Annotated in this window: 26 protein-coding genes and 1 pseudogene; 12 read left to right on the top strand and 15 right to left on the bottom strand. The window is 69.7% G+C overall.

Annotated features, from left to right (window positions below):
• Positions 1-44: 44 nt before the first annotated feature.
• The 3 genes from ACESK5_RS10870 to ACESK5_RS10860 form a co-directional block, all read right to left on the bottom strand.
• Positions 45-407 carry a hypothetical protein gene (locus ACESK5_RS10870; RefSeq protein WP_372911589.1) on the bottom strand — a complete coding sequence of 121 codons (363 nt, stop codon included), beginning with the start codon at positions 405-407 and terminating at the stop codon, positions 45-47.
• Between the two features lie 193 nt (positions 408-600).
• Positions 601-2139, bottom strand: a complete 1539-nt coding sequence (locus ACESK5_RS10865) for a (R)-citramalate synthase (RefSeq protein ID WP_372911588.1) — start codon at positions 2137-2139, stop codon at positions 601-603.
• A gap of 166 nt (positions 2140-2305) precedes the next feature.
• A complete protein-coding gene (locus ACESK5_RS10860; protein ID WP_372911587.1) occupies positions 2306-2662 on the bottom strand; it encodes a DUF192 domain-containing protein in 357 nt (118 codons plus the stop codon).
• Between the two features lie 124 nt (positions 2663-2786).
• Here ACESK5_RS10860 and ACESK5_RS10855 point away from each other — a divergent pair, with 124 nt between their 5' ends.
• From ACESK5_RS10855 to ACESK5_RS10830, 6 genes are all read left to right on the top strand, one after another.
• Complete coding sequence (locus ACESK5_RS10855; protein WP_372911586.1) at positions 2787-2933, top strand: rubrerythrin-like domain-containing protein; 147 nt, start codon at positions 2787-2789, stop codon at positions 2931-2933.
• 115 nt (positions 2934-3048) lie between these two features.
• Positions 3049-3612 (top strand): hypothetical protein, encoded by a 564-nt coding sequence (locus ACESK5_RS10850; protein ID WP_372911585.1) that lies wholly within the window; start codon positions 3049-3051, stop codon positions 3610-3612.
• Positions 3613-3661: 49 nt separating this feature from the next.
• Entirely contained in the window at positions 3662-4903 is a 1242-nt protein-coding gene (locus ACESK5_RS10845) for a sugar MFS transporter (protein ID WP_372911584.1), read from the top strand.
• 91 nt (positions 4904-4994) lie between these two features.
• Positions 4995-6815: a PAS domain S-box protein gene (locus tag ACESK5_RS10840; protein WP_372911583.1), complete on the top strand. Its 1821-nt coding sequence runs from the start codon at positions 4995-4997 to the stop codon at positions 6813-6815.
• A gap of 162 nt (positions 6816-6977) precedes the next feature.
• Positions 6978-7535, top strand: coding sequence for a GMP synthase subunit A (locus ACESK5_RS10835; protein WP_372911582.1), 558 nt, complete (start codon positions 6978-6980; stop codon positions 7533-7535).
• Between the two features lie 126 nt (positions 7536-7661).
• Complete coding sequence (locus ACESK5_RS10830; RefSeq protein ID WP_372911581.1) at positions 7662-9563, top strand: DUF2070 family protein; 1902 nt, start codon at positions 7662-7664, stop codon at positions 9561-9563.
• Between the two features lie 98 nt (positions 9564-9661).
• Here the strand turns inward: ACESK5_RS10830 and ACESK5_RS10825 are convergent, their stop codons facing one another.
• The 6 genes from ACESK5_RS10825 to ACESK5_RS10800 all read right to left on the bottom strand — a co-directional run bounded on the left by ACESK5_RS10825 (position 9662) and on the right by ACESK5_RS10800 (position 11541).
• Positions 9662-9865: an HVO_0649 family zinc finger protein gene (locus ACESK5_RS10825; protein ID WP_372911580.1), complete on the bottom strand. Its 204-nt coding sequence runs from the start codon at positions 9863-9865 to the stop codon at positions 9662-9664.
• Between the two features lie 180 nt (positions 9866-10045).
• Positions 10046-10297, bottom strand: a complete 252-nt coding sequence (locus ACESK5_RS10820) for a DUF3194 domain-containing protein (RefSeq protein ID WP_372911579.1) — start codon at positions 10295-10297, stop codon at positions 10046-10048.
• Between the two features lie 7 nt (positions 10298-10304).
• On the bottom strand, positions 10305-10697 hold the full coding sequence (locus ACESK5_RS10815) for a prefoldin subunit beta (RefSeq protein WP_372911578.1): 393 nt from the start codon (positions 10695-10697) through the stop codon (positions 10305-10307).
• Between the two features lie 126 nt (positions 10698-10823).
• A complete protein-coding gene (locus ACESK5_RS10810) occupies positions 10824-11108 on the bottom strand; it encodes a KEOPS complex subunit Pcc1 (RefSeq protein WP_372911577.1) in 285 nt (94 codons plus the stop codon).
• Positions 11109-11126: 18 nt separating this feature from the next.
• Positions 11127-11261, bottom strand: coding sequence for a DNA-directed RNA polymerase subunit P (locus ACESK5_RS10805; RefSeq protein WP_372911576.1), 135 nt, complete (start codon positions 11259-11261; stop codon positions 11127-11129).
• 7 nt (positions 11262-11268) lie between these two features.
• Complete coding sequence (locus ACESK5_RS10800; RefSeq protein ID WP_372911575.1) at positions 11269-11541, bottom strand: 50S ribosomal protein L37ae; 273 nt, start codon at positions 11539-11541, stop codon at positions 11269-11271.
• 93 nt (positions 11542-11634) lie between these two features.
• Between ACESK5_RS10800 and ACESK5_RS10795 the strand changes: the two genes are divergently transcribed.
• Entirely contained in the window at positions 11635-12597 is a 963-nt protein-coding gene (locus ACESK5_RS10795) for an NAD-dependent epimerase/dehydratase family protein (protein ID WP_372911574.1), read from the top strand.
• 27 nt (positions 12598-12624) lie between these two features.
• Here ACESK5_RS10795 and ACESK5_RS10790 read toward each other — a convergent pair whose 3' ends face one another.
• Positions 12625-13353, bottom strand: coding sequence for a DUF2103 domain-containing protein (locus ACESK5_RS10790; RefSeq protein WP_372911573.1), 729 nt, complete (start codon positions 13351-13353; stop codon positions 12625-12627).
• Positions 13354-13449: 96 nt separating this feature from the next.
• On the opposite strand from ACESK5_RS10790, the gene ACESK5_RS10785 reads away from it, so the two are divergent.
• Positions 13450-13860, top strand: a complete 411-nt coding sequence (locus tag ACESK5_RS10785; protein WP_372911572.1) for a hypothetical protein — start codon at positions 13450-13452, stop codon at positions 13858-13860.
• Between the two features lies 1 nt (position 13861).
• On the opposite strand, the gene truD is transcribed toward ACESK5_RS10785, so the two are convergent.
• The 3 genes from truD to ACESK5_RS10770 all read right to left on the bottom strand — a co-directional run bounded on the left by truD (position 13862) and on the right by ACESK5_RS10770 (position 16655).
• Positions 13862-15262 carry a tRNA pseudouridine(13) synthase TruD gene (gene truD, locus ACESK5_RS10780; RefSeq protein ID WP_372911571.1) on the bottom strand — a complete coding sequence of 467 codons (1401 nt, stop codon included), beginning with the start codon at positions 15260-15262 and terminating at the stop codon, positions 13862-13864.
• A gap of 6 nt (positions 15263-15268) precedes the next feature.
• Complete coding sequence (pth2, locus tag ACESK5_RS10775) at positions 15269-15607, bottom strand: peptidyl-tRNA hydrolase Pth2 (RefSeq protein WP_372911570.1); 339 nt, start codon at positions 15605-15607, stop codon at positions 15269-15271.
• A 145-nt stretch (positions 15608-15752) separates the two neighbouring features.
• Entirely contained in the window at positions 15753-16655 is a 903-nt protein-coding gene (locus ACESK5_RS10770; protein ID WP_372911569.1) for a PPC domain-containing protein, read from the bottom strand.
• 486 nt (positions 16656-17141) lie between these two features.
• Between ACESK5_RS10770 and dcd the strand changes: the two genes are divergently transcribed.
• From dcd to ACESK5_RS10750, 4 genes are all read left to right on the top strand, one after another.
• The gene (gene dcd / locus ACESK5_RS10765) at positions 17142-17768 is read left to right on the top strand and encodes a dCTP deaminase (protein ID WP_372911568.1); all 627 of its coding nucleotides are present in this window, start codon (positions 17142-17144) and stop codon (positions 17766-17768) included.
• A complete protein-coding gene (locus ACESK5_RS10760; RefSeq protein ID WP_372911567.1) occupies positions 17765-18667 on the top strand; it encodes a thiamine-phosphate synthase family protein in 903 nt (300 codons plus the stop codon). The genes dcd and ACESK5_RS10760 overlap by 4 nt, the downstream gene beginning before the upstream one ends.
• A complete protein-coding gene (locus ACESK5_RS10755) occupies positions 18664-19395 on the top strand; it encodes a class I SAM-dependent methyltransferase (protein ID WP_372911566.1) in 732 nt (243 codons plus the stop codon). The genes ACESK5_RS10760 and ACESK5_RS10755 overlap by 4 nt, the downstream gene beginning before the upstream one ends.
• A gap of 88 nt (positions 19396-19483) precedes the next feature.
• Positions 19484-21115 (top strand): 2-oxo acid dehydrogenase subunit E2, encoded by a 1632-nt coding sequence (locus tag ACESK5_RS10750; RefSeq protein ID WP_372911602.1) that lies wholly within the window; start codon positions 19484-19486, stop codon positions 21113-21115.
• 37 nt (positions 21116-21152) lie between these two features.
• Here ACESK5_RS10750 and ACESK5_RS10745 read toward each other — a convergent pair whose 3' ends face one another.
• Both ACESK5_RS10745 and ACESK5_RS10740 read right to left on the bottom strand, forming a co-directional pair.
• The gene (locus ACESK5_RS10745; protein WP_372911565.1) at positions 21153-21659 is read right to left on the bottom strand and encodes a VOC family protein; all 507 of its coding nucleotides are present in this window, start codon (positions 21657-21659) and stop codon (positions 21153-21155) included.
• 95 nt (positions 21660-21754) lie between these two features.
• Positions 21755-22152 (bottom strand): annotated as a pseudogene (locus ACESK5_RS10740) (ATP-NAD kinase); the annotation flags it as partial.

Here is a 22152-nt window from a genome sequence, read left to right as displayed (position 1 = left end):
GACGAGCGTACGGACGCGTCCGACTTTTACACGTCGCTTCGGCGTCAGCGCGGTGGGGTGACGGCGGACACGAGCATGTACAGCGCGAACGACGCGACGAGCAGGCCGCCGAACTGCGTTCCGGCCGTCGCGACGAACCCGACGTCGTACAACAGCGGTGCGAGCATGAACCACCCGCCGAAGACGACGGTCAGCGTCGCGGCTGGGACCGAGGGAGCCGACTGCGCCCGGTAGAGTCGGAGGTTCTGTCCGGCGAACACGACCCCCAGGAGGCCGCTCGTGACGATGCTCCCGACGAACGCCCGGTTCGCCCCGGCGACGAGCGGCGTCGCCGTGACGAGGAGACAGCCGAGCAACGCGACGACGGCAGCGGCGGAGAGGAACGGCGTGGACTGCTCCGATGGCACGTCCCAACCTACGGCTCGCGATGGATAAATCACGGCACTGCGCCACCGGCGCGTGTGACGGCGGGACCGACGTCGCCAGCGGGCGTCGGCGCTCGCACGCGCCGACTCACCCCGCCGCACCACACGCGGCGGGCGACTCCCGCCCACCTCCTCGTCGTGTCCCGTCGTCCGCGTGGCGAGGCGTGTGGGGTCGTCAGTCGTCGGCCGGGACGTGCGTCGAGTCGGCCACGAGCAGGCGGTCGAGCGCGTCGACCATCGCCTCGACGCTCGCGCGGGTGATGTCGGCGTCGGAGGCGGCCACGGTGACGGAGCGGTCGCCGCGGGACATCTCCACCTCGACGGTGACCATCGCGTCGGTCCCGCCGGTGATGGCGTCGACGTGGTACGATTCCAGTTCGGCGTCGGCGCTGGCGGTGAGCGCGGCGCGGACGGCCTCGACGGCGGCGTCGACCGGTCCCGACCCGGTCCCGCTCGCCACCCGCTCCTCGCCGTCGACGAGGAGACGGACGCTCGCGGTGGGGGTCCGTCCACCGGAGGCGGCCGTGAGGTCGACGAGTTCGACCCGGCGGTCACGCTCGCGCCCCTGGACGTCCTCCGCGATGGTGAGGAGGTCGGCGTCGGTGACGCGCTTGCCCCGGTCGCCGAGTTCCTTCACGCGCTGGACGATTTGTTCGAGTTCGTTCGTCGAGACGTCGACGTCGTGTTCGTCGAGCGCGGCCCGCACGCCGGCCCGTCCCGCGTGCTTGCCGAGGACGAGTCGGCGCTCCCGACCCACTGTCTCCGGCGGATATGGCTCGTACATCGCGTCGTCCTTCAGGGTGCCGTCGGTGTGGATGCCGCTCTCGTGGGTGAAGGCGTTCTGCCCGACGACGGCCTTGTTCGGCGGGAGTTCGACGCCCGTCCGCCGGGAGACGACCTGTGCGAGGTCGTACAGTTCGTCGAGTTTGACCGTGTCGACGCCGTAGACGTGGTGCAGCGCGATGGCCACCTCCTCGATGGCGACGTTGCCCGCACGCTCGCCGATGCCGTTGACCGTGCAGTGGACGAGGTCCGCCCCCGCCTTCAGCGAGGCGTAGACGTTCGTCATCCCCAGCCCGAGGTCGTCGTGGGTGTGGGTACCGGTGGGACCGAGCTTCGAGAGCCGCGAGACCGCCTCGTAGGCGCGCTCGGGCCCCGCGTGGCCGACCGTGTCCGCGAAACAGATGCGGTCCGCCCCCGCGTTGAGCGCGCTGCCCAGGAGCTCTTCGAGGTAGTCGAGGTCCGCCCGGGACCCGTCTTCGCCGATGACTTCGACCCAGAGGCCGTGGTCTTTGGCGTACTCGACCAGTTCCTCGGTCGAGGCGACGTTGTCCTCGTACGTCGTCCCGACCTTGTCCTCGATGTGCCGCGCGCTCGCGGGGACGACGAGGTTGATGCCGTCGACGCCACAGTCGAGCGCCAGGTCGACGTCCGTCTGGATGCCGCGGCAGAACGAGGTCACCGTCGCGTCGAGGTCCAGCGACGTCACCTTCCGGATGGTCTCGCGCTCGCCCGTACCGGTGCAGGCGCTGCCGGCTTCGATGTACTGCACCTCCGCACGGTCGAGCGCGCGGGCGATGTCGGCCTTCTCGCTCGGCGTCAGCGAGATGCCGGGCGCCTGTTCGCCGTCGCGCAGCGTGGTGTCGAGCAACTGTACCGTCGTGTCGGAGACGAGGGAGCCGTCGCTACCCTCGAAGAGGTTGGTGTCTGTCAAAATGGGGTCCTGTCGGTCAGTCTCGCCGGGGAATTTCACAGCCAGCCGCCTCGCGGCGACTTCCTCTATCCTCCGTCGGGGTGTGTTCCGACATTGTAAGGGGACGATACGTGCCCCTCGTTATAAATCGGCCGGTTTGGGAACAGTTCGCCGGCGTCGTGCCCGCTCACCCGTCGACGACGCGGATTCGGTCGCCGACTGCGACGTCGCTGGCGGCACCCGCCGGCAACTCGACCACACAGTCCGCCCGGCCCCAGCCGAGGCCCGTCCACGCCCCGAGCCGTTTGACCTGGCCGACTTCCTCTCCGCAGAGCCACACCGCGTCGATGGGGAACGGGACGCAGACCATATGGAGGCTCCGCCGCTCGACCCCGTCGAACGGGAAGACGAGTGCGAAGTTGTCGGGGACGGACCGGCGGAACATCAGTCCGCGTGCCTGCGCCAGTTTCGACTCCGCGACTTCGACCCGCGAGGCGAGCGTCCGGGTCCCCCCGTCGTGTTCGTGTACGAGCCGCGCGTTCACGTTCGGGTCTGGTTCGGGGAGGACAAAAGCGCTCGCGTCCCCGTCGGTCGCCCGCGAGCGCGTTCCCACGCGGCTGGAATCGGTCCACCGGTTTATGACCCGTGCTACCAAACGACTTGATACGATGCCACACGACCCGTACGACACGCCGAACGTCCGGACGTTCGAGTGTCTCGACTGCGGCAGGCGTACCGACGCCGAGACACAGCCGATGCGCTGTCCCACCTGTGGCGGCGACGTGCGGGACATCAGCGTCCCGCGAGCGCAGTGAGCGCGTGTCCCGACGGGCGTGCCGTCGGGGCTGGTTCTCACCCACCACCTGTCCCGCGTACGTCTCCGTCTGCACTCGCCCACAGCTTCAACTTCACTCACACCCTGTCTCGCCTATGGAGCGCACGCCCGAGGGAACGCCCGTCGGCGTCGACGACCCCTACGAGTTCGCCGGCCCGTGCGACCACCTGACGAGCGACGGTCGGTGTCGGTACGCCCTCGAACGGGCGGGTCACGACCCCGAGTTCGCCGCGGAACGCCGGCGGGCCGACTACGAGTGCGTCGTGGCCGACGACGGCGTCGAGTGGCGCGACTGCCCCCACTACCGCTCGACGGCCAGAGAGAGCGCCTGCCAGCGGTGTGGGCTCGAGGAGGTTCGTCTCGCCCACGAGTCGGCCCGGCCGCTCCTCGAGACGCACCACCTCTCGTACCACGACCGCGGGACGAGCCACGAGATTACCGTGACGCTCTGCCGGTGGTGCCACGCGAAGGTGCACAACTCCTTCGCCCGCATCGACGACGACGCCGCGCCCACCACGGAGGCGCTCGCCGCCCGCGAGGAACGCCGGAGCAAGGAACAAGCCGAACTCGGCTTCGAGTCGGCGAGAGAGCGGGCCGAGTCCGGCGAGTCCGGCGGGTCCGCTGCGTCGCCCTCGGACGACCTCTCCGACGACTGCTGACCAGCCGCGTCTCAGGGAGTTTTTCACTGGGCCGTGTCGACGCCTTCGCATGGACTCGACGGCGGACCAGACGGACCCCGACCACGGTCCCGGCGTGGACACCCGGGCCGCGGACGAACCCGACGCCCTCGACACGTCGCTCCGCCGGCAGTGGGCGCTGGTCGTCTTCGCGTTCGCGGCGCTCGTCGGCCTGCTCTTGCAGACCCGCGGGGCGCTGCTCCCCAGTTTCCAGACGGCGTTCGGCGCCACAGAGGCACAGTTGGGCCTGCTCGCGCCGCTGGCCTCCGCGGCCTCGTTCCTCACCGTCCTCGTCGTGGGCCTCCGCGCCGGCGACGTCTATCTGGAACGGGCCCTGACTCTCGGGTTGGCTGGCGTCGCCCTCGCACTGCTCGCGGTGTGGTGGGTCCCGACGTTCGCCCTGCTCGTCGTCGCCATCGTCGGCGCGACGGCGGCCGCGGGCGTCGTCCGGGCGCTCGACCGCCCCGTGCTGAGTCATCTCTACCCCGACGCGCGTCCCCGGGCGTTCAGTCGCTACGAGATGTCGTGGGCCGTCGGTGCGACGACCGGGCCGCTCCTCGCCACCGCGGCCATCACCCTCGGCGACTGGCGGTTCACCTACCTCGTCGCTGCGGCCTGTTTCGGCGTCCTCGCCGTCGCCGCCTCCCGTCTGGACCTCCCGCCCTCCGTCGACCGCGAGCGGTCGTTCGCCCTCTCGAGTCTCCCCGACCTGCTCGCGCACCCGACGGTCCGGACCATGGCGCTCGCGCTCCTCTGTTCGGTCGCCGTCGAGGCCGGCGTCTTCACCTGGCTCCCCTTCTACGCGACGACGTTCCTCCCCCGAGCGACCGCCACGCTGCTCCTCTCTGTCTACTTGGTCGCGTACGTCCCGGGGCGCTTTCTCGCCGGGCGCGCCGTCGACCACGTCGGCCCCGAGCGAGTCGTCCTCGCGGCCGCCGTCGGCGGCGGCGTCGCGCTCCTCACACTGCTCTCTGTCCGGACCGTGCTCGCGGCCGGCGCCGCGAGTTTCGCGCTCGGCTTCTTCCTCTCGGCGGTCTACCCCACCGTCCAGGCGTGGGCGACGGGAGACCTCCCGGACGTGAGCGGCCCCATCAACGCCGTCGCGAACGCCGCCGCCACCGCCGGCGCCGTCGTCTCGCCCGCGCTCGTCGGGTTCGCCGCCGAGGCGACGGACATCACCCGTGCCGTCTGGCTCCTCCCGGTGTTCCTGAGTGGCCTCCTCCTGCTCGCCGTCGTCTCGGTCCGGAACTCCGCGGCGGGCGCACGCCCGTGAAACCGGGACGACGCCGACCCGCCCCGACGCGACGTGTCTCGGCTGTCAAAGGTCTTAATATACCGAAATTCTACACGACGTAGTAGAACGCATGGCACGCCATGGTGGCTCGGCAGGCACGCTCCGCGTCCTCCACGTCGACGACGACCCTGCCTTCGCACGGATGACTGCGGAGTTCCTCCAGCGCGCCGACGACCGGTTCGAGGTGCTGACCGAAACCGATCCCCGGGTCGCTCTCGAACAGCTGACCGAAGACGTCGACGCCGTCGACTGCGTCCTCAGCGACTACCAGATGCCGGCGATGGACGGACTCGAACTCCTCCGGGCGGTCCGGACGCGGTTCCCCGACGGGGCGTTACCGTTCGTCCTCCTCACCGGCAGAGGCAGTGAGGAAGTCGCCGCGGACGCGCTCAACGCCGGCGCGACGAGCTACGTCCAGAAGGGGGGTCCCGACACCTACGAGTACGTCGCCAGACGCATCCGCGAGGACGTCCAGCACGTCCGCGCGGCGCAGAACAGCGCCTGGTTCTTTACGCTCGTCGAGGCGCTCGACGACCCGGTGTACGTCCTCGACAACGAGGGCCGGTTCACGTACGTGAACGAGGCGATGAGCGAACTCGTCGGGTACGGCCGCGCCGAACTGGTTGGGAGCGACCCCTCGATAATTAAAGACGAGGCGGCAGTCGACACCGCCGAACGCAACCTCGGCCGAATCCTGTCCGCCGATGGCCCCGACAGCGTCAGGTTCGAGGTGACGGTCGAGTCGAAGTCCGGCGACCGGATTCCCTGCGAGGACCACATGGGTGTCCTTCCGTACGAGGGCGAGCGGTTCCAGGGGTCGGTGGGCGTCCTGCGTGACGTCACCGACCGGAAGGAACGAGAACGCGCTCTCCAGGAGGCGAAGGACCGCTACCAGCTCCTCGTCGAGCAGAACCTCCTCGGCCTCTACATCGCCCGCGGCGGGATCATCGTCTACCACAACGAGCGGTTCGGAGAACTGTTCGGCTCCCCGGCCGAGTCGAACGTGCTCGCGGGCGAGTCGCTGTTCTCGCTCGTCGAAGCCGCCGACCGGGACCGTCTCGCGGAGAACGTCGCTCGTGTCGAGGCCGACCAGGGTGCGTCGCTCCGTGAACCGTACATCGGGAGGCGACGCGACGGAGGGACGGTCAACGTCGAGCTCCTCGCCCGCGGCATCGAACTCGACGACGACCCTGCGGTCATCGGGACCGTCGTCGACGTCAACGACGAGACCGAACGCCTCTGGCAACTCCGCCACGAGCGCGACCGCCTCGATCAGTTCACGAGCATCGTCAGCCACGACCTGCGGAACCCACTGAACGTCGCGCAGGGCCACCTCGAACTCGCCCGTACCGAAGACGGCGCGACGGACGAGTCGCTGTCGACGGTGGCGGACGCGCTCGTCCGGATGGACGAACTGCTGAACGAACTGCTGACGCTCGCCAGACAGGGCGAGGTCGTCAGCGACCGCGAAGCCGTCGACCTCCGGTCGGTCGCCGAGTCGACGTGGGGGAACGTCGCCACGGCCGACGCGACGCTGTCGGTCACTGCCGAGGCGCACATCGACGCCGACCCCGGCCGCGTCAAGGGCGTCTTCGAGAACCTCTACCGGAACAGCGTCGAGCACGCGGGCCACGACGTGACCGTCCGCGTCGGGACGCTCGACGACGGGTTCTACGTCGAAGACGACGGCCCCGGCATCCCGCCCGCGGACCGCGACCGGGTGTTCGAATCGGGGTACACCACGGCCGGAGACGGGACGGGCTTCGGCCTCGCCATCGTCGCCGAAATCGTCGAGGCACACGGCTGGCGCATCGCGGCGGTCGAGGGACGTGACGGTGGGTCGCGGTTCGAGATTCGGGCCGGCGACCGTCCCGTCCTGTGCGAACCGTGACGGTGTGTCGCTCCGGCGGTGACCGCCCCAGGCGACAGCGAGGCCGCTACCCCGCCTCCCGTCGGCACGCTGACGTCCGCACCGAACACGCGGCCCGCGTTCGGGTCGCAGGAACGACGGGTTTCGATTCGCTTTTACCGCCGTCCGGACTATCTCGGCGCAATGACCCGTATCGCCGTCGTCGACAACCATGGGCAGTTCACCCACCTCGAACAGCGTGCGCTCCGTGACCTCGGCGTCGACGCGACTCTCGTGGACAACGAGACGCCCCCGGCGGACGTCGTCGGGGACGTGGACGGCGTCGTCCTCTCCGGCGGCCCGTCGATGGACCGCGTCGGCCGCGCCCGTGACTACCTCGACGTCGACGTTCCCGTCTTCGGTATCTGCCTCGGCATGCAACTCATCGCGGACGAACTCGACGGCACCGTCGGGAGCGGCGACTACGGCGGCTACGCCGACGTCGACGTCGAAATCGTCGACCCCGACGACCCGCTCGTCGGTTCGCTCGCCCCCACGACGCGCGTCTGGGCGAGTCACGCCGACGAGGTGAAAGAGCTCCCGTCAGGTTTCACTCTCACTGCCCGGAGCGACGTCTGTGGTGTCGAGGCGATGAGCGACGCGGACCGGGACCTCTACGGCGTCCAGTGGCACCCCGAAGTCGCCCACACCGAACGCGGCGACGAGGTGTTCGAGAACTTCGTCGCGCGCTGTCGCCGCTGATTCGGCCGGACACGACCGCGTTCGTTACACGACACCATCGAGAAAAATCAGGACGGTGAGAGCGTCTGCCACCCGTCTGACGGCGAAGGAGAGGACTTTACCACCTCGGCGGGAAAGGTGGGAACGATGACGGCGACACAGAGCGACCTCGCCGGGCTGTCGCGGTTCATCTTCCGCGCGCCGCGCTGGTACACCAGCCTCGGCTTCGCTCTCCTCATCGCCGCGATGGCCGGCATCGCGGCCTTCGACTCCGGAACGGCGACGGCGTCGTGGCGGCGGGTGTTCATCGTCGGCCAGGACGCCTGGGAAGGCGTGTTCTACATCGGTATCCCGACGGTCATCGCCTCCGTCGGGACCGCCGGTGTCGACCGTTTCCTCGGCGGGAAGCTCACGCCCAACCGTTCCTCGCTCCTGGCGCTCGTCTGTGAACTCATCCTCGTCGTCGCGCTGACAGCCGCGGCCGTCGTCACCGTCCTCACGCCGCTGGGACAGACGTTCGTCTTCGACGTGCTCGTAATCGCGCTCTCGTCCATCTTCGCGTTCCGCCTCCTCGTGGTGATGGCGGTGTCGCGGTCGTCGCTCCTCGTCGCTGCCGTCCCCGCGAGCATCCAGACCGCAGCCTCCGCCGTCTTGCTGTTCGTCTACAGCGGGACCGTCCGCTACCTCGAGGTCGGCGGGCCGCTGCTGCAGGCGTACCTCATGCCCTACCTCGCGCGGGCCGACCGCGCGCCGCCCGAACTGCTCGTCGTCGGCCCGAACCACTTCACCCTGCTCGTCGTCACCTCGGCCATCTACGCCACCGCCGTCTACGTCTTCGTCCGCGTCATCGACCGGCCGTGGGAGCGGTCGCTCGGCGTCTCGATGCTCGACTTCCTCCGCGGGTTCATCGGCCACATCGCCGAGGGCTCTCGGGAGCTGGAGGACTTCTTCGAACAGCTGGGACAGGAGGCCATCGTCCCCGTCACCGTCCTCTCGTTCCGTCGGCTGGACGGGACGGAGAAAGCGCGGTGGACTCTCCCGATGATCCACCCGGGACCGATGGGCGAAATCGGCGGCGGGAACTTCCCCGAACGGGTCGCCGCCCGGACCGACGGGCTGGCGTTCCCGCCCCACGCGACTGCCGGGCACGACTTCAACCTCGTCACCGAGCGCGAGGTCGACACCATCCTCGACGCGGCCGACCGGGCGCACGGGAAGATCACCTACTCGCGGGAGGCGACGCCGAGCGTCCGCGTCACGTCCGGCGAGGCGAAGCTCCTCGGCCAGGCGTTCGACGACAGCGCGCTCCTCGTCTCGACGTACGCGCCGGGCTTCGCCGACGACGTCGAGTACGCCGTCGGCCTCTCCGCGGCGGCCGAGGCACGGACGGCCGGCCTCAGGAACGTCCTCCTCGTCGACGCGCACAACTCTAACAACGGACTCGACGGGCCGGACCTCGGGCACGTCACGCCCGGGTCGAAACGCTCGTTCGACATGATCGAGGCCGCGGGGGACGGGGGCCGCCGACTCGCCACCGTCCCGCGTGGCGAACTCCGACTCGGGACGGCCTGCGACCCGACGCCGTGGACGCCCGTCGATGGCATCGGCCCGCTCGGCATCCGCGTCACGGTCACGGAAGTGGAGGGCCAGACGACGGCGTACGTCCTCGTCGACGGCAACAACATGGAACCCGGCCTGCGCGACCGAATCGTCGACGCCCTCGCCGACTACGTCGACGAGAGCGAGGTGATGACCACCGACACTCACATCGTCAACACCGTCGAGGCGGACAATCAGGTCGGTGCCGTCATCGACCACGACGACCTCGTCGCCCTCGTCTCTGACCTCGTCGAAGAGGCGCTCGACGACTGCGAACCCGTCTCCGCCGGCATGGCGACGGAACGGGCGGAGGTGACCGTCTTCGGGAACGACCGGACCGAGACGCTCGCCAGTCACGCCAACGCCGTCGTCTCGCTCGGCGGCGCACTGGCTGCGGCCGTCATCCTCGCCGCGATGGCGGTCAGCGTCCTCATCTTCTTCCTCGCCTGACGCCGTTCGGCGCCGGCCCGCCGGCCCGTCTCCGGCCACAGCTCCCCGATTCAACGCTTCGGCAGTCCTGCAGTTCGGTGGGTCCGGCGGTCTGTGCTTCAGCGCTTCAGTTTGAGCGTCCGGCGCTCGACGGCACCACAGCTCGGACAGAGGTGTCGGTAGTCCACGCGGTCACCGGTCGTCCGGGCCTGCCACTCGCCCTCCTCGTCGACGTAGCCGCACTCCGCACATCGGAGGTCACGGTCGTACTGGGTCTTCAACCGGTCGAGCGCCGTCGTTCCGCCGGTACGTCGGATAGACATGTGCTACCATACAGCACGGGACGACATAGCTCCTGCGGTGGCTGTCGGGCTCCGCGTCGACACCCAGGGTGTATCGAGTGTGCCAGTGCCAGTGCCGGTGCCAGGGGCCGTGGCTCTGGCTGTGAGGTCACGTGGTGTGTCGAGAGAACGAGGTGCATCCGCCGACGGCGGCGAGGTCCGTCACTGCGGTTCGTCGGATTCGGCCGCGAACAGGTCGTCGACGGCGTCCTGTGCCGCCTGCGCGGCCTCGTCGGCGACTCGCTGGGCCTTCTCGTCGTCGGGCGCGTTCAGGTAGACGTCGACTTCGAGGACGCCCTCCTCGAATGTGACCGTGACGTCGACGTCTCGGACCGCGCTCTGCTTGTACCGCTCGAAGATGAGTCCCTCGGCGGCTTCCGATGCGGTCTGGACGACCTCCTCGTCCGTCGGCATCGCTCGGTTACGCGCCGCCGGCGCCGCCGGGGCCCATCGGGCCGCCGCCACCCGCGCCGCCCTGCAGCATCTGCTGGAGTTCCTGCTGGAGGCTCTCGAACTGCTCCTGGACGCGCGACTCCTGCTTGTTCAGCTGCTCGACGCGAATTTCGAGCGTGTCGACGCGGTCCTCGAGGCTCTCGTAGGCCTCGTCGTAGTCGGTCTCGACGAGCAGTTCGCCGACCTCGCGGTACATGACGGTGTCCTCGTCGATGTCCTCGAGCGCGTCGAGCGCCGTCTGTGCGTCGTTCAGCGTCGACTCCGCGGACTCCTTCTGGGCGGCGACCTTCTGGGCCGTCTCCTGGAGGTCCTGCAGTTCTTCGAGTTTCTCCTGCGCTTCCGGCGGTAGGCTTCCCTGCATACGCGGGGGGAAGGTATCCACCCTGAAAAAGCCCCGTATTCGTCCTCGTGAGTCCCGAAACCGTGTGAGTCGTTCCCGTCGTTCGGTTCCGCGCCCGGGACGTCGACGGGCCGTGGGTCGGACCGCTCAGCCGACCCGGTCGCAGATGCGCTCGGCGGTCCCGACCAGTCCGAGCCACGTGTTCGTCCCCGCCCGCAACGCCACGAGGTCACGCGCGAACACGTCTACGGTCACCGTCCGTCCCTCGCGGTCGACGCGTGCAGTCGAGCGGTCGTCGTCGATTTCGCCTACCTCGACGGCGACGGCGTCACCGACGAGTCGAGCAGTCCGCTGGTCGTCGTACTCGAAAGACAGTCCGATGGTGTGCGGATAGTCGTCGCGGTCGAACCCTCCGTCGGGCGTCGGTGGCACCGTCTCGCCTCGCCGCCGTTACTCGACGGAGACTTCCTTGACCGTCGGCGCGCGCTCTTTCAACAGGACGCGGTGTCCGCAGAACGGACAGCGGACGCCGCCGTACTCGTCCAGTTCGACGTCACGCTTGCAGCGGGAACACTTGTAGCTCATCGTACCCCTATTCGTCGCTCTCGGTGCTGAGCGCCGCGCGGATGGAGCGGCGGACCTGCCGGCCACCGGGGGTCTGGGGGCGGTACGCGCCGCCGGTGAAGACCTCGCCGGTGCGCTCGTTCTTCCAGATGCCCGTGCCGACGCGCGTGACGTCGTCGCCGTCGACCTTCGAGTCGCGCATCTCTCCTTCGATCTCCTTGACGCGTCGGCGGGCCACGCGCCCGTACCGCGCGCCGAACCGGCCGGCACTCCCGACCTTGCTCGCTTTGCTGTCGGCCATAGTACCGCGTTGTACCCCGAGCGGAGGGATAAACCCTACGAGTCGTCACGCTCGACGCCACAGCGTTATGCCCCCTGCCCACGTCTCGAACGCATGACGTCTCGACCGCTCCACGTCGTCGTCGGGGCCGGGTCAGTCGGCCTCGCCGTCGTCGACGAACTCCGCGCGCGAGAGGGCGAAGAGGCCGTCGACGTCCGCGTCGTGAACCGCAGCGGCGTCGCCGAGGTCAACCCGGACGTCGAGGTGGTCGGCGCCGACGTGACCGACCACGACCAGGCCCGCCGCGCCTGCGCCGACGCGCGCGTCGTCTACAACTGCACGAACGCGCCCTACACCGACTGGGCCGAACGGTTCCCGCCCATCTGGGAGGGCGTCCTCGCGGGCGCGATGGCGGCCGACGCCGTCCTCGTCTGCGCGGACAACCTCTACTGCTACGGGGCGGTCGACGGTCCCCTCACCGAGGACCTGCCGTGGGACGCCGACACGCGGAAGGGGCGGGTCAGAGCGGAGATGGGGAGACGCGTCCTGGACGCCCACGAGGCCGGCGAGGTCCGCGCGACTCTCGGGAAGGCGTCGGACTTCTACGGCCCGCGCGTCCGTGAGTCGACCGTCGGCGAGCGGGTCTTCGGCAACCTCCTCGACGGGAAGTCGGCCGAAGTCGTCGGCGACCCGGACCAGCCGCACACGTACACCTACGTCAGGGACTTCGCACGTGCGCTGGTCCTCCTGGGGGGCGACGAACGCGCGTGGGGGGACGTCTGGCACGTCCCCTCGGCGACGACGCTCACCACCCGCGAGTTCGTCGAACTGGTCGCCGAGGAGGCCGGCCGAGCGCCGCGGATGCGTGTCGCGCCCGGTTGGCTGGTCCGCCTCGCCGGCGTCGTCTCGCCGACCATGCGCGAACTCGCCGAGATGCGCTACGAGTTCGAAGCGCCGTTCGTCGTCTCCCACGAGAAGTTCGACGCGACGTTCGACCTCGACCCGACGCCGCACCGGGAGGCCATCGCGGCGACCGTCGATTGGTACCGACGGGTGAGTGTCTCGCCGGGTCGCTGACCCGGTCACACGCTCGTACGCCTACTCTCACTCGTCCTGCAACTCGGCCTCGCGGAGGGCCGCGTTGAGGTCGTCGCGGACTCGCTCGCCCGTCTCGCGGTCCATCGCCGTCGTCACGACCCGGTTCTCCTGGACGCTCGACCCGTCGCGCAGGAGGAGTCGCACGTTGCCGTTGCCGTCCGCACGCGTCACCTTCGCGCGCAACCCCTTCCGGGAACTCATCCCGCCCGCTTCGATGGGGCCGGGGACGACTTTCTTGACGTGTGGGTGTTCAGCGACGACGCCGATTGCCCGTCGCCCCTCGCGGCCCCCGATGAGCGTGGTGTGACTCCCCCCGAGTTTCTCTTTCGGCGACGCCTCCACCACCTCGAGTGCCCGCTCGCCCCGCCGCCCGAGGACGGACTCGACCGGGTCGGACTCGTCGCGCACCCGGTAGACGTCGAGGTGTAACTGCGCGCGAATCTCGCGGATGACGCGGTGTTCTCCGGAGACGTACACCTCGTCGGGTCGCTTGCGGTGGATTTCGTCGGCGACCAGTCCGGCGAAGTTCCGGAGTTCGACCACGCCGTGTTCCTCGTCGTCCTCGGGGATGGTGGTGACCGTGAACTCCCCCACCACCGCTTCCTCGTCGAGCATCGTCAGCGTGGCTCTGTCCCTGGCGACGTCGACGACGACGGTGTCGCAGTTGGCGGTGTCGCAGGTCAGACAGAAGTCTCCCGGCCGTTCGAGCGGAGACTCACACCGCCGACAGTTCATGCCTCACGTCTGGGGCTGAGGGTCAAAAGCCCGTCCGTTTCCGGGCGCGCCGTGGTCCCCTGAAGACATATGCCCCTCTCCTGTCGAGCGTGGGGCGTGCAGCGACGCACGTCGCCGCGCCGAACGGTGCTGGTCGCGCTCGCCGTCGTCGTCCTCGTGGTCTCGGCGACGCCGTCCGCATCGGCCAGCCCCCGCCCCGTCCCCGTCTGTGGTCCCTGTTCGGACCGACTGCTGGGCGGCGCCGCCGATGCCCGCGACCTCTCGGTCTCGGTCGAGTCGAGCACGGCGACGGTCCGCGTCCACGACACCGCCGAACGCTGGACCGTCCGCGTCGAACTCGCCGGGTCGGACGTCGAAGCCCTGCACGAGGACTCCGGACTGGCGACCGATCTCGTCGAGGACGCGGTGTTCCGCGACGCCACCGCCGTCACCGCGCTCGTCGGCCTCCCGTTCGTCGCCCTCGGCCGTGCCGTCCGGCCGCGCCACGTCGACGCCGCCAGCGGGTAGCTCAGAGGTCCAGCGGGTCCGTCTTCAGATACTCCCGGAGCACCACCGTCGCGTACGACCCACGCGGCAGGGCGAAGTCGAACGTCGCCCCCTCCGCGTCCACCGCGGCGTCGAGTCGCGTCCGTGCGAGCACCGCCCGGCGCGTCCCCGTCGAGTCGAACGCCCCCGGGAGCGAAAAGTCCGCCGGAGACAGGTCCAGGTCGTCCAGCACTCCCCGCTCGATGTCCCCGGGTTCCCCCTCGCCCAGGTCCGTCTCGCTCCCGACGAGTGGTGCGGTGACGAACGCCCGTCCCCGCGCGCAGTGTTTCTCTACGACGTCGACGCGGCGCTCGGTGACGCGCTGTTCGCGCCCCGTGTCGGGCACGGCGAACGCCTCGTCCAGCGAGCGGTCGGCGAAGCAGACCACGTCGCCCGCCACCGGCCGTGCGAGGGGGAGCCCCCGCCGGAGACGCTCGCTCACGATGCGGTTGAACACGTACGACTGCGCGGCGTTGACGAACAGTCGCTGGAGGTTCGACGGGACGGCCTCGAGCGCGTGTCGGAACCGGTCGCCTTCGGACTCGCCGCGTCCGTCCGCGTCGCCCTCGGCGAGTCGGTGGAGCATCGACCGCTCGTACCGGAGGTAGCCCGGCACGGCGTCGAGCGCCCGCTGCCAGTCCGGGTCGTCGCTCGCGGCCTCCTCGTCGACGATGGCTCGCGCCGCCTGCGTCTCGTCCGGTTCCGTGTCGGCGGGGTCGCCACAGTACGCGAGGACCGCCTCGCGCCACTCCCCCCGGACGACGTGCAACCCGACCCTGTGGGTGACCGGCCGGCGCGACCCGAACCGCTGGTGGCCGAAGTAGTTGGGGACGCCGACTCGTCTGGCTCCTCCCGTCTCGTCGGCGTCGGCCGCCCCGCCGAGGGCCGCGAGCGCGTCCGTCACGGCGTCGACCCGTTCGCTCGCGGCCGCGGCGTCACAGGCCAATTCCCGGACCCTGACGGAGAACTCGTTGCCCGCGAGGTCACCGAACTGGAGGGCGCGGCCGAGGCGGCCGACCACCGTGACGTCGGCGTCTCGCACGTCGGGGACCTCTTCTGCGGAGACGCCCTGAAGCGAGAACAGCTGCGTCGTCACGGCGTGTTTGTCCTTCGTCCCGGCCCACGAGACGCGCTCGCGGCTCATCCTCAGCGCGTCGGAGAGACGGGTGGCGAAGTCGTTGGTGTCCCAGCCGCGGAGCGTCGCTCGGACCAGGAGGTGTCCGTAGTCCCCCGCGTCGCCGTCGGCGGGCGCGGCCTCGACGGTTTCGACTTCGCTGACCCGGAAGTCCTCGGGGTGCGTTCTGAGTCGGCCGCCGACGCCCTCGGCGTCGCTCGCGTACCACTCCATGCCGACCGTCTGCTCGCGTGGGTGGGCCTCGCGCATCGTTCGTCAGTACAGCGAGAGGTCGCCCGTCACGCGGTCGACCTCCTCGTCCTCGGCGGGGCCGACGGCGACGGCCGTGACCGTCCCGGGGTCGAGTTGCGTGTGGCCGGCGTCGCGGACGACGGCGTTGGGGAGACCGAAGCGTTCGGCCTCCGAGGCGACGTCGAACACCGCCTGCTCGCCCGACAGCTTGAGGACGACCTTCTTCTGTCCGGACCCCTTCCACGCCTTTCGCACGGACGTCGAGGCGTCCTCGTACGCCGACAGCGACGCGTGAGCGACCTGTGCGGCGAGCTTTCCGCGCCCCATGCCGAGGTCGGTCCGCGCGGCGATAGCCTGCTTCATACACTCCCTCCTCGGTCCGGGCTGAAGTCTCCTGCTATGCGAGTCGCCTCTCGTCACCCTCGCTCGTCGGCCCGGGTGCTGGTCCTACGCCGTCAGCCCCGTTCGCGTACGACGCGTCGCCCTCGTCGGCGACGGCGACCACGTGTCAGCTGTTCTGTATGAGCGTGCGCTCGTCGGCCCGGACCGTCTCCCTCACGAGTACCGTGTCCGTCGCGTCGTCGACTGCTCCCGGCGAGAGCGACGCCCGGTCACCCGGGCCGACTGTCACCGTATAGCCGCCGTTCCCGCCGTCGTTGTAGTACAGGTCAAGGTCGGTGAGGTAGATCCAGCCGCTCACGAGAACGTAGTGGTAGCCGGTCTGACTGGCGACGGTGTCGACGCGAACCGACCCGTCGCTGCCGACGGGGGCGATGTCCGACAGCCAGGTGCCGCTGGGCTCGGAGAACCCGTTCGGGTCGAGCACGGCCACGTAGAGCGTGCCGGCCCCGCCGGCCCGCGTGACGTCGACGGTCAGGGGGTCGCCGGTGTCGACCCAGACCGCGAAGTAGTCGCTGTCGAAAGAGGGGTCGGCGCTGTACGTAGAGAACACCTCGCCCGAGATGCTGTCGCCCGGTTCTACGACGTCGGCGTCGAACGCGTCGTCGTTCGGTTCCACCTCCGACAGACGCTCCCCGGCGTTCGGCGTGAGCGGCGCGGGCTGGTTCGGCGTCGTGTCCGCCAGTGACTGGTCTACCCCCGTCGCTCGTTCGGGGGGTGTCCCGTCACGACTCTCCGGAGTGAGGGGTGCGACCTCCAGGCCCGATAGCTCCTGGTCGGGCAGAGATGGCGTCGCTGCAGGCGTGACTGCGGGGATGACCAGCAGTCCCATGACGATGAGTATCGGACCGATGATTGCGGCGACGGTCCGTCCCTTCCCGTCCGCATCGAGTGTCCCGAGGGGTGTCGAGGTCGTTATCTTACTGACGACCGCGAGGAGGACGAAGAAGGCGCCGATGACGATGAGCAGGTTGGGAAGCGGCGCGGCGAGGAGGGAGTCGATGAATGTCATGGTTAATAATCGACGTCTGACGATATAACCGTGATTCTGGCCGACGCGTCCGTCTGGTCGGTCCGTCGTTGCTCTCTGCGAGTCCCACTCCCGTCCCACAGCTCTCGGTCACACCGGGCCGTCGGGGAGTGCATTCGGCCGTCTCGCCGGTCGGACGTCCCGGGGTCGGAGGCGGTGGTCGGTCCGCTCAGTGTTCGGTCACGACTCTCCGTCTACCCTCGGTGAGATCGACGACGCAGCCGCCGTCTGGGAGTCGTGCGGCCGACTTCGAGCCGTTCTCGACCGACTACTGACAACATGGGGTCTGTACGAACTTTTTCGATACGGCGTAAGAGCGTGTTTTCGCAGAGAACTAACCGTACGGAGAGGCGTCAACTACGTCGACTTACCGTTGCCGAGGTGGCTCCGAGCGTGGTCGGTCCGGCCGGCCGTCGCGCGCCGAAGACGAGGCTAAAGACTAAAGCCGCCCGCGACTGGCTACCCTGTATGATTCTCTCCGATACGGACCTTCTCGGGCGTCTACGCGACGGGGACCTCGTCGTCGAACCGCTCGACGACATCGACCTCCAGGTCCAACCCGCGAGCATCGACGTCCGACTCGGCCGCGAGTTCCTCGAGTTCAAGCGGGCGAACATCCCCTGTATCCACCCGAACAGCGAGGCGGAGGTCGACGAGTACGTCTCGGAGACCATCGTCGAGGAGGGGAGCGAGTTCATCCTCCACCCGGGAGACTTCGTCCTCGGGACGACCAAAGAGCGCGTCGAGGTGCCGCCGGACCTGGTCGCACAGGTGGAGGGACGCTCGTCGCTCGGGCGTCTCGCCGTGGTGGTACACGCCACGGCGGGCTTCATCGACCCCGGGTTCCGGGGGAAGGTCACGCTCGAACTCTCGAACCTCGGCACTGCGCCCGTCGCGCTCACGCCCGGCATGCGCATCTCGCAACTCGTCTTCACCGAGATGAAGAGTCCGTCCACTCGGCCCTACGGCGCGGAGCGCGGCTCGAAGTACCAGGACCAGAGCGGGCCGCAGGCGTCACGCATCGGCGGCGACGACGAGTTCCACGGACGAGGGCGCGACGGGGCCGCCGACCCGAACGGGACCACCGACCGATGAAGTTCGTCGAGGAAGTCGTCGTCGAGGAGTTCCTCCCGACGTTCCGGTCGATGCTCGCCGAGGACCTCCGGGCCAGGGGGCTCACCCAGAGCGAGGTGGCCTCGGCGCTGGGAATCAGTCAGAGCGCCGTCTCGAAGTACGCCCACGGCGAGGTGGCGCGCAACGACCGAGTCGCGGCCGACGAGCGCGTCCGGGCGCTCGTCGAACGGGTCGGTGAGGGTCTCGCGAGCGGCGACATGACGCCCGTGCAGGCGCTGGTCGAGAGCGAGGTGCTCGTCCGCCGACTGGAACGCGGTGACCTCCTCGCGGACCTCCATGAGGAGGCGATGCCGGCCCTCGCTGACGTCGACCACGCCCGCATCCACGACCCCGACAGCCCCGTCCGGACGACCGAGCGCGTCCGCTCCTCCGTCCGGCGAGGGGTCAGGACGCTCACGAACGCCTCGGGCTTCTCGACGCTCATCCCGAACGTCGGCTCGAACCTCGTCGAGTGTCTCCCCGAGGCGACGGGTGTCGAGGACGTCGCGGCGGTCCCGGGGCGCATCTTCGACGTGAAGGGGCAGGCGACGGTGCCGGGCGACCCCGAGTTCGGTGTGAGCGAGTACGTCGCCTCGGTGCTGCTCGCCGCACGCGAGCAGACGGACGCCCGCTCCGCGGTCAACGTCCGCTACGACCCGGCCCTCGTCGAGACCCTCCGCGACGCCGGCTACGACTGTCTGGAGTTCTCACCCGACGACGACAGCGAGGTGGAGGGCGTCCGGGCGGCGCTCGCGGAGGCGCCGGCACTCACCGACGTGTTCGTCCTCTACCAGACCGGCGGCTACGGGATCGAACCCATCACGTACATCCTCGGCCCGGACGCGCCGACAGTCGCCGACTGCGTCCGCGACTTGCTGTGACGCCTCGTTCCGGTCCCCCGCGCCGACCCGACGGCGGCGTCGCCACCACACAGGCGTTCTACTCGCGGTGGGCCCGCCTGTACGACGCCATCGCCCGCCGCTCGCCGGGCGTCCAGAGCCTCCGCGAGCGCGCCGCCGAGCGACTCGCACCACCTGAGGGTGGCGTCGTCGTCGACATGGGCTGTGGGACGGGCGCGAACCTCCCGCATCTCTCCACCCGGGTCGGTCCCGCGGGTCGTGTCCTCGGCGTCGACTTCACCCCCGGAGTGCTCGCCGTCGCCCGCGACCGACTCCGGAGCAGAGGAGCGAACGACGGGGCGACCCCGGGGACATCCACCGGCGTGGTCCGCGGCGACGCCACCCGCCCGCCGGTCCGTGACGCCGACGCCGTCTTCGCGTCGTTCGTCTCGGGTATGCTCGGCGACCCCGCCGCCGCCGTCCACCACTGGGCCGACGTCGTCGGACCCGGTGGACGGCTCGGCCTGCTCGACCTCGCGCGGAGCACCCACCCTCTCGGCCGTCCGCTCAACGGCCTGTTCCGGGGGGTCGTCCGCGCCACCTCCCCACCGGGGACCCGTTCCCGGGTGTCCGAGTCGCCGGCGACGCTCCTCGACCGGCGGGTCGTCGCCGCCCACCGCGCGCTGTTCGACCGCTGCGTCGACGTCGAACACGAGACGCACGCGCTCGGCTACGCCCGACTGAGCGTCGGGACCGTCGCCGAACCCTGACGACGGAGTTCGGTCCCGTTTCGCCGGCTGTTGTAGTTTTTTCAACTCCACCCACGTGTATCTGTGTGCCATGGGCTACGTTGTCAAGATGCCGAAGCTGGGAATGGATATGGACCAGGGGACCATCGTCGAGTGGCTGGTCGACGAGGGTGACGAGGTGGAGTCGGGTCAGGTCGTCGCCGAAATCGAGTCGGAGAAGACGACCGGGGAGATCAAAGTCCGCGAGGACGGGGTCGTCCACCGACTCCTCCTCGGCGTCGGGGACAGCGTCGAACCGGGTGGCGACGTCGCCGTCGTCGGTGGCCCCGACGAGGACGTCTCGGGACTCCTCGGCGGCGAGGGTGGGGGCGAGGCGGCCGCCGAGAGCGAGGCGAGTGCGGCGAGCGAGGCTGGCGAGGCGGGTGAGTCCGGTGGTGGACCGGCGCCAGAGGCGGCGAGTTTCGACGAACCGTCCGCGGTTTCGGAGGGAGCGTCTGGTTCGACGTCGGCCGAGTCGGTGAAGGCGACGCCACGAGCCAAGAAACGCGCCGAGGAACTGGGAGTGGACCTCTCGACCGTCGAAGGGACGGGGCCGCAAGGAGCCGTCTCCGAGGAGGACGTCGAGGACGCCGCGGAGAGCGGGGAGGAGGGAGGAGCGTCCGAGTCGGTGAAGGCGACGCCGAGAGCGAAGAAGCGCGCCGAGGAACTGGGAGTGGACCTCTCGGCCGCCGAAGGGACGGGGCCGCAGGGAGCCGTCTCCGAGGAGGACGTCGAAGCCGCCGCGGAGAGCGGGGGAGCGGAACCGGGCACGGAGGAAGCGGCCGAGGCGTCGGCCGCCGAGGGCCGCGTCTTCGCCCCGCCGCGCGTCCGCCGACTCGCCCGGGAACTGGGGGTGGACCTCTCGGCCGTCGAGGGATCAGGGCCCAGCGGGGCCATCACCGAAGGGGACGTCCGCGCGGCCGCGGACGGCGAGGTGGCGGTTCCCGAAGCCGAGGCCGCGGCCGCGGACGACAGCGAGGGAGCGGCCGCCGCCGACGTCGGCACGCGCGACGAGGAACGGCCGCTGAGCGGGATGCGCCGGACTATCGCCAACCGACTGGGGCAGAGCGACCGGGAGGCCGTCCACGTCACGGAACACCGCGGGGCCGACGCGGAGGAACTCCTCGCGGCCGCCGACGCCGCAGACGACGCACTCGGCGTGAAGGTGACCGTCAACGACGTCCTCCTGCTGGCGCTGTCGGCCACGCTCGACGAACATCCCGCGCTCAACGCTACCTTCGAGGAGGAGGTCCACCGCCTCCACCGGACGCAGGATATCTGCATCGCCATCGACATCGAGGAGGGACTCATCGCCCCCGTCGTGCGGAACGTCGGCGAACTCTCGCTGGCCGAACTCGCCGAGAAGCGGCGGGCCGTCACCGAGAAGTCGCTCGCGGGCGACTACACGATGGAGGACCTCTCCGGGGGGACGTTCACCGTCTCGAACCTCGGCGTGCTGGGCGTCGAGTCGTTCGACCCGGTCATCAACCCGCCGCAAGTCGCCATCCTCGGGGTGAACACCATCAAGGACGAGGTGGTCCCCGTCGGCGACGACGAGGTCGGCGTCCGCAAGCGCATCTCGTTCGACCTCTCGTTCGACCACCGCATCGTCGACGGAGCCGACGCGGCGCGGTTCCTGCAGTCGCTCGTCGCCCACGTCGAGAACCCGTGGCCGCTCGTCATCGCCGCGGGCGGGCGCTGACTACTCCCCGTTCACCACTCCCCTCACTTCTCCCCGCTCACTCGGGGTACGTCCGGTCGGGTTCGGGCATCGCCTCGAGGTTGGTCGCCGTCTCGAAGATGACGCCGTTCAACTGCTCCTGGGTGTCGAAGTACCAGTACGGCGTCTCGCCGTAGACGCCGCTCTGGAGGACGGGCATCCCCGCCTCCTCGAACTCCTCGACGACGCCCTCGGTGTCCTCGAACGCGAAGCAGGCGACGTGGTGGAGTCCCTCCCCGTGCTCGTCGAGATGTTCGGTGTAGATGCTCGGCCCCTCCAGCGGTTCGATGAGTTCGATCATCGTCTCCCCGGCGAACGCGAGCGCGAGGATCATCGAGTAGTCGTGTGGCTCGCCCCGGTAGGTGGTGTCGGTCAGCGTCGGCGGTTCGAACCGGTAGACGTCCCACGGGCCGAGACCGAGGATACCGCCGAAGCGGTCCATCCCGTCGTCGATGTCTTCGACCACGAACGCGATCTGCGTGATTTCGGGAATCTCGATACCGAGGTCTGGAACTGACGTGTCCATGCGAACGATTCAACGTCGACCGAGATATACTTCTTCAATTATGTAATGATAGTTCGCATTCGACTGAACGTCCGGCCGACGGGGGTGGCGGCTGGTCAGTGCCGCCCGAAGTAGCCGTCGCGTGCGGCGTGATCGTACACCGCGTCGACGTCGACCACCCGTGGGCCGTCAGCGACGGGTCGGACGTCGATGACGGCCTCTCTGAGTTCGAGTTCGCGTTCGCCGTCGACGGAGACGACGCCCCGGGGGAGTTCGAACGTCATCGACTGGTCGTCGTCCAGTCGGTCCCACTCGCGGACGCCGAGGCGTTCGACCACGCCGGGGACGGTGATGGCCTGCACCTGGTCGGCACACTCGGCGGCCGGGCCGAGTCGGTAGCCGACCCCACCGGGCCGGTCGGGCGGGTGGACGGCGAGTCCCCCGGCGATGCCCGAGAGGCCGATTTCCGTCGGGAACGCCCGCGAGACCACGCCGCCGATGATCTTCTCGGCGT

It is taken from the genome of Salinigranum sp., assembly GCF_041641895.1.
In the GTDB taxonomy this organism is placed as follows: Archaea; Halobacteriota; Halobacteria; order Halobacteriales; family Haloferacaceae; genus Salinigranum.
The sequence above is the reverse complement of the archived record's forward strand: the minus strand, read 5'-3'. Positions and strand labels throughout refer to the sequence as shown.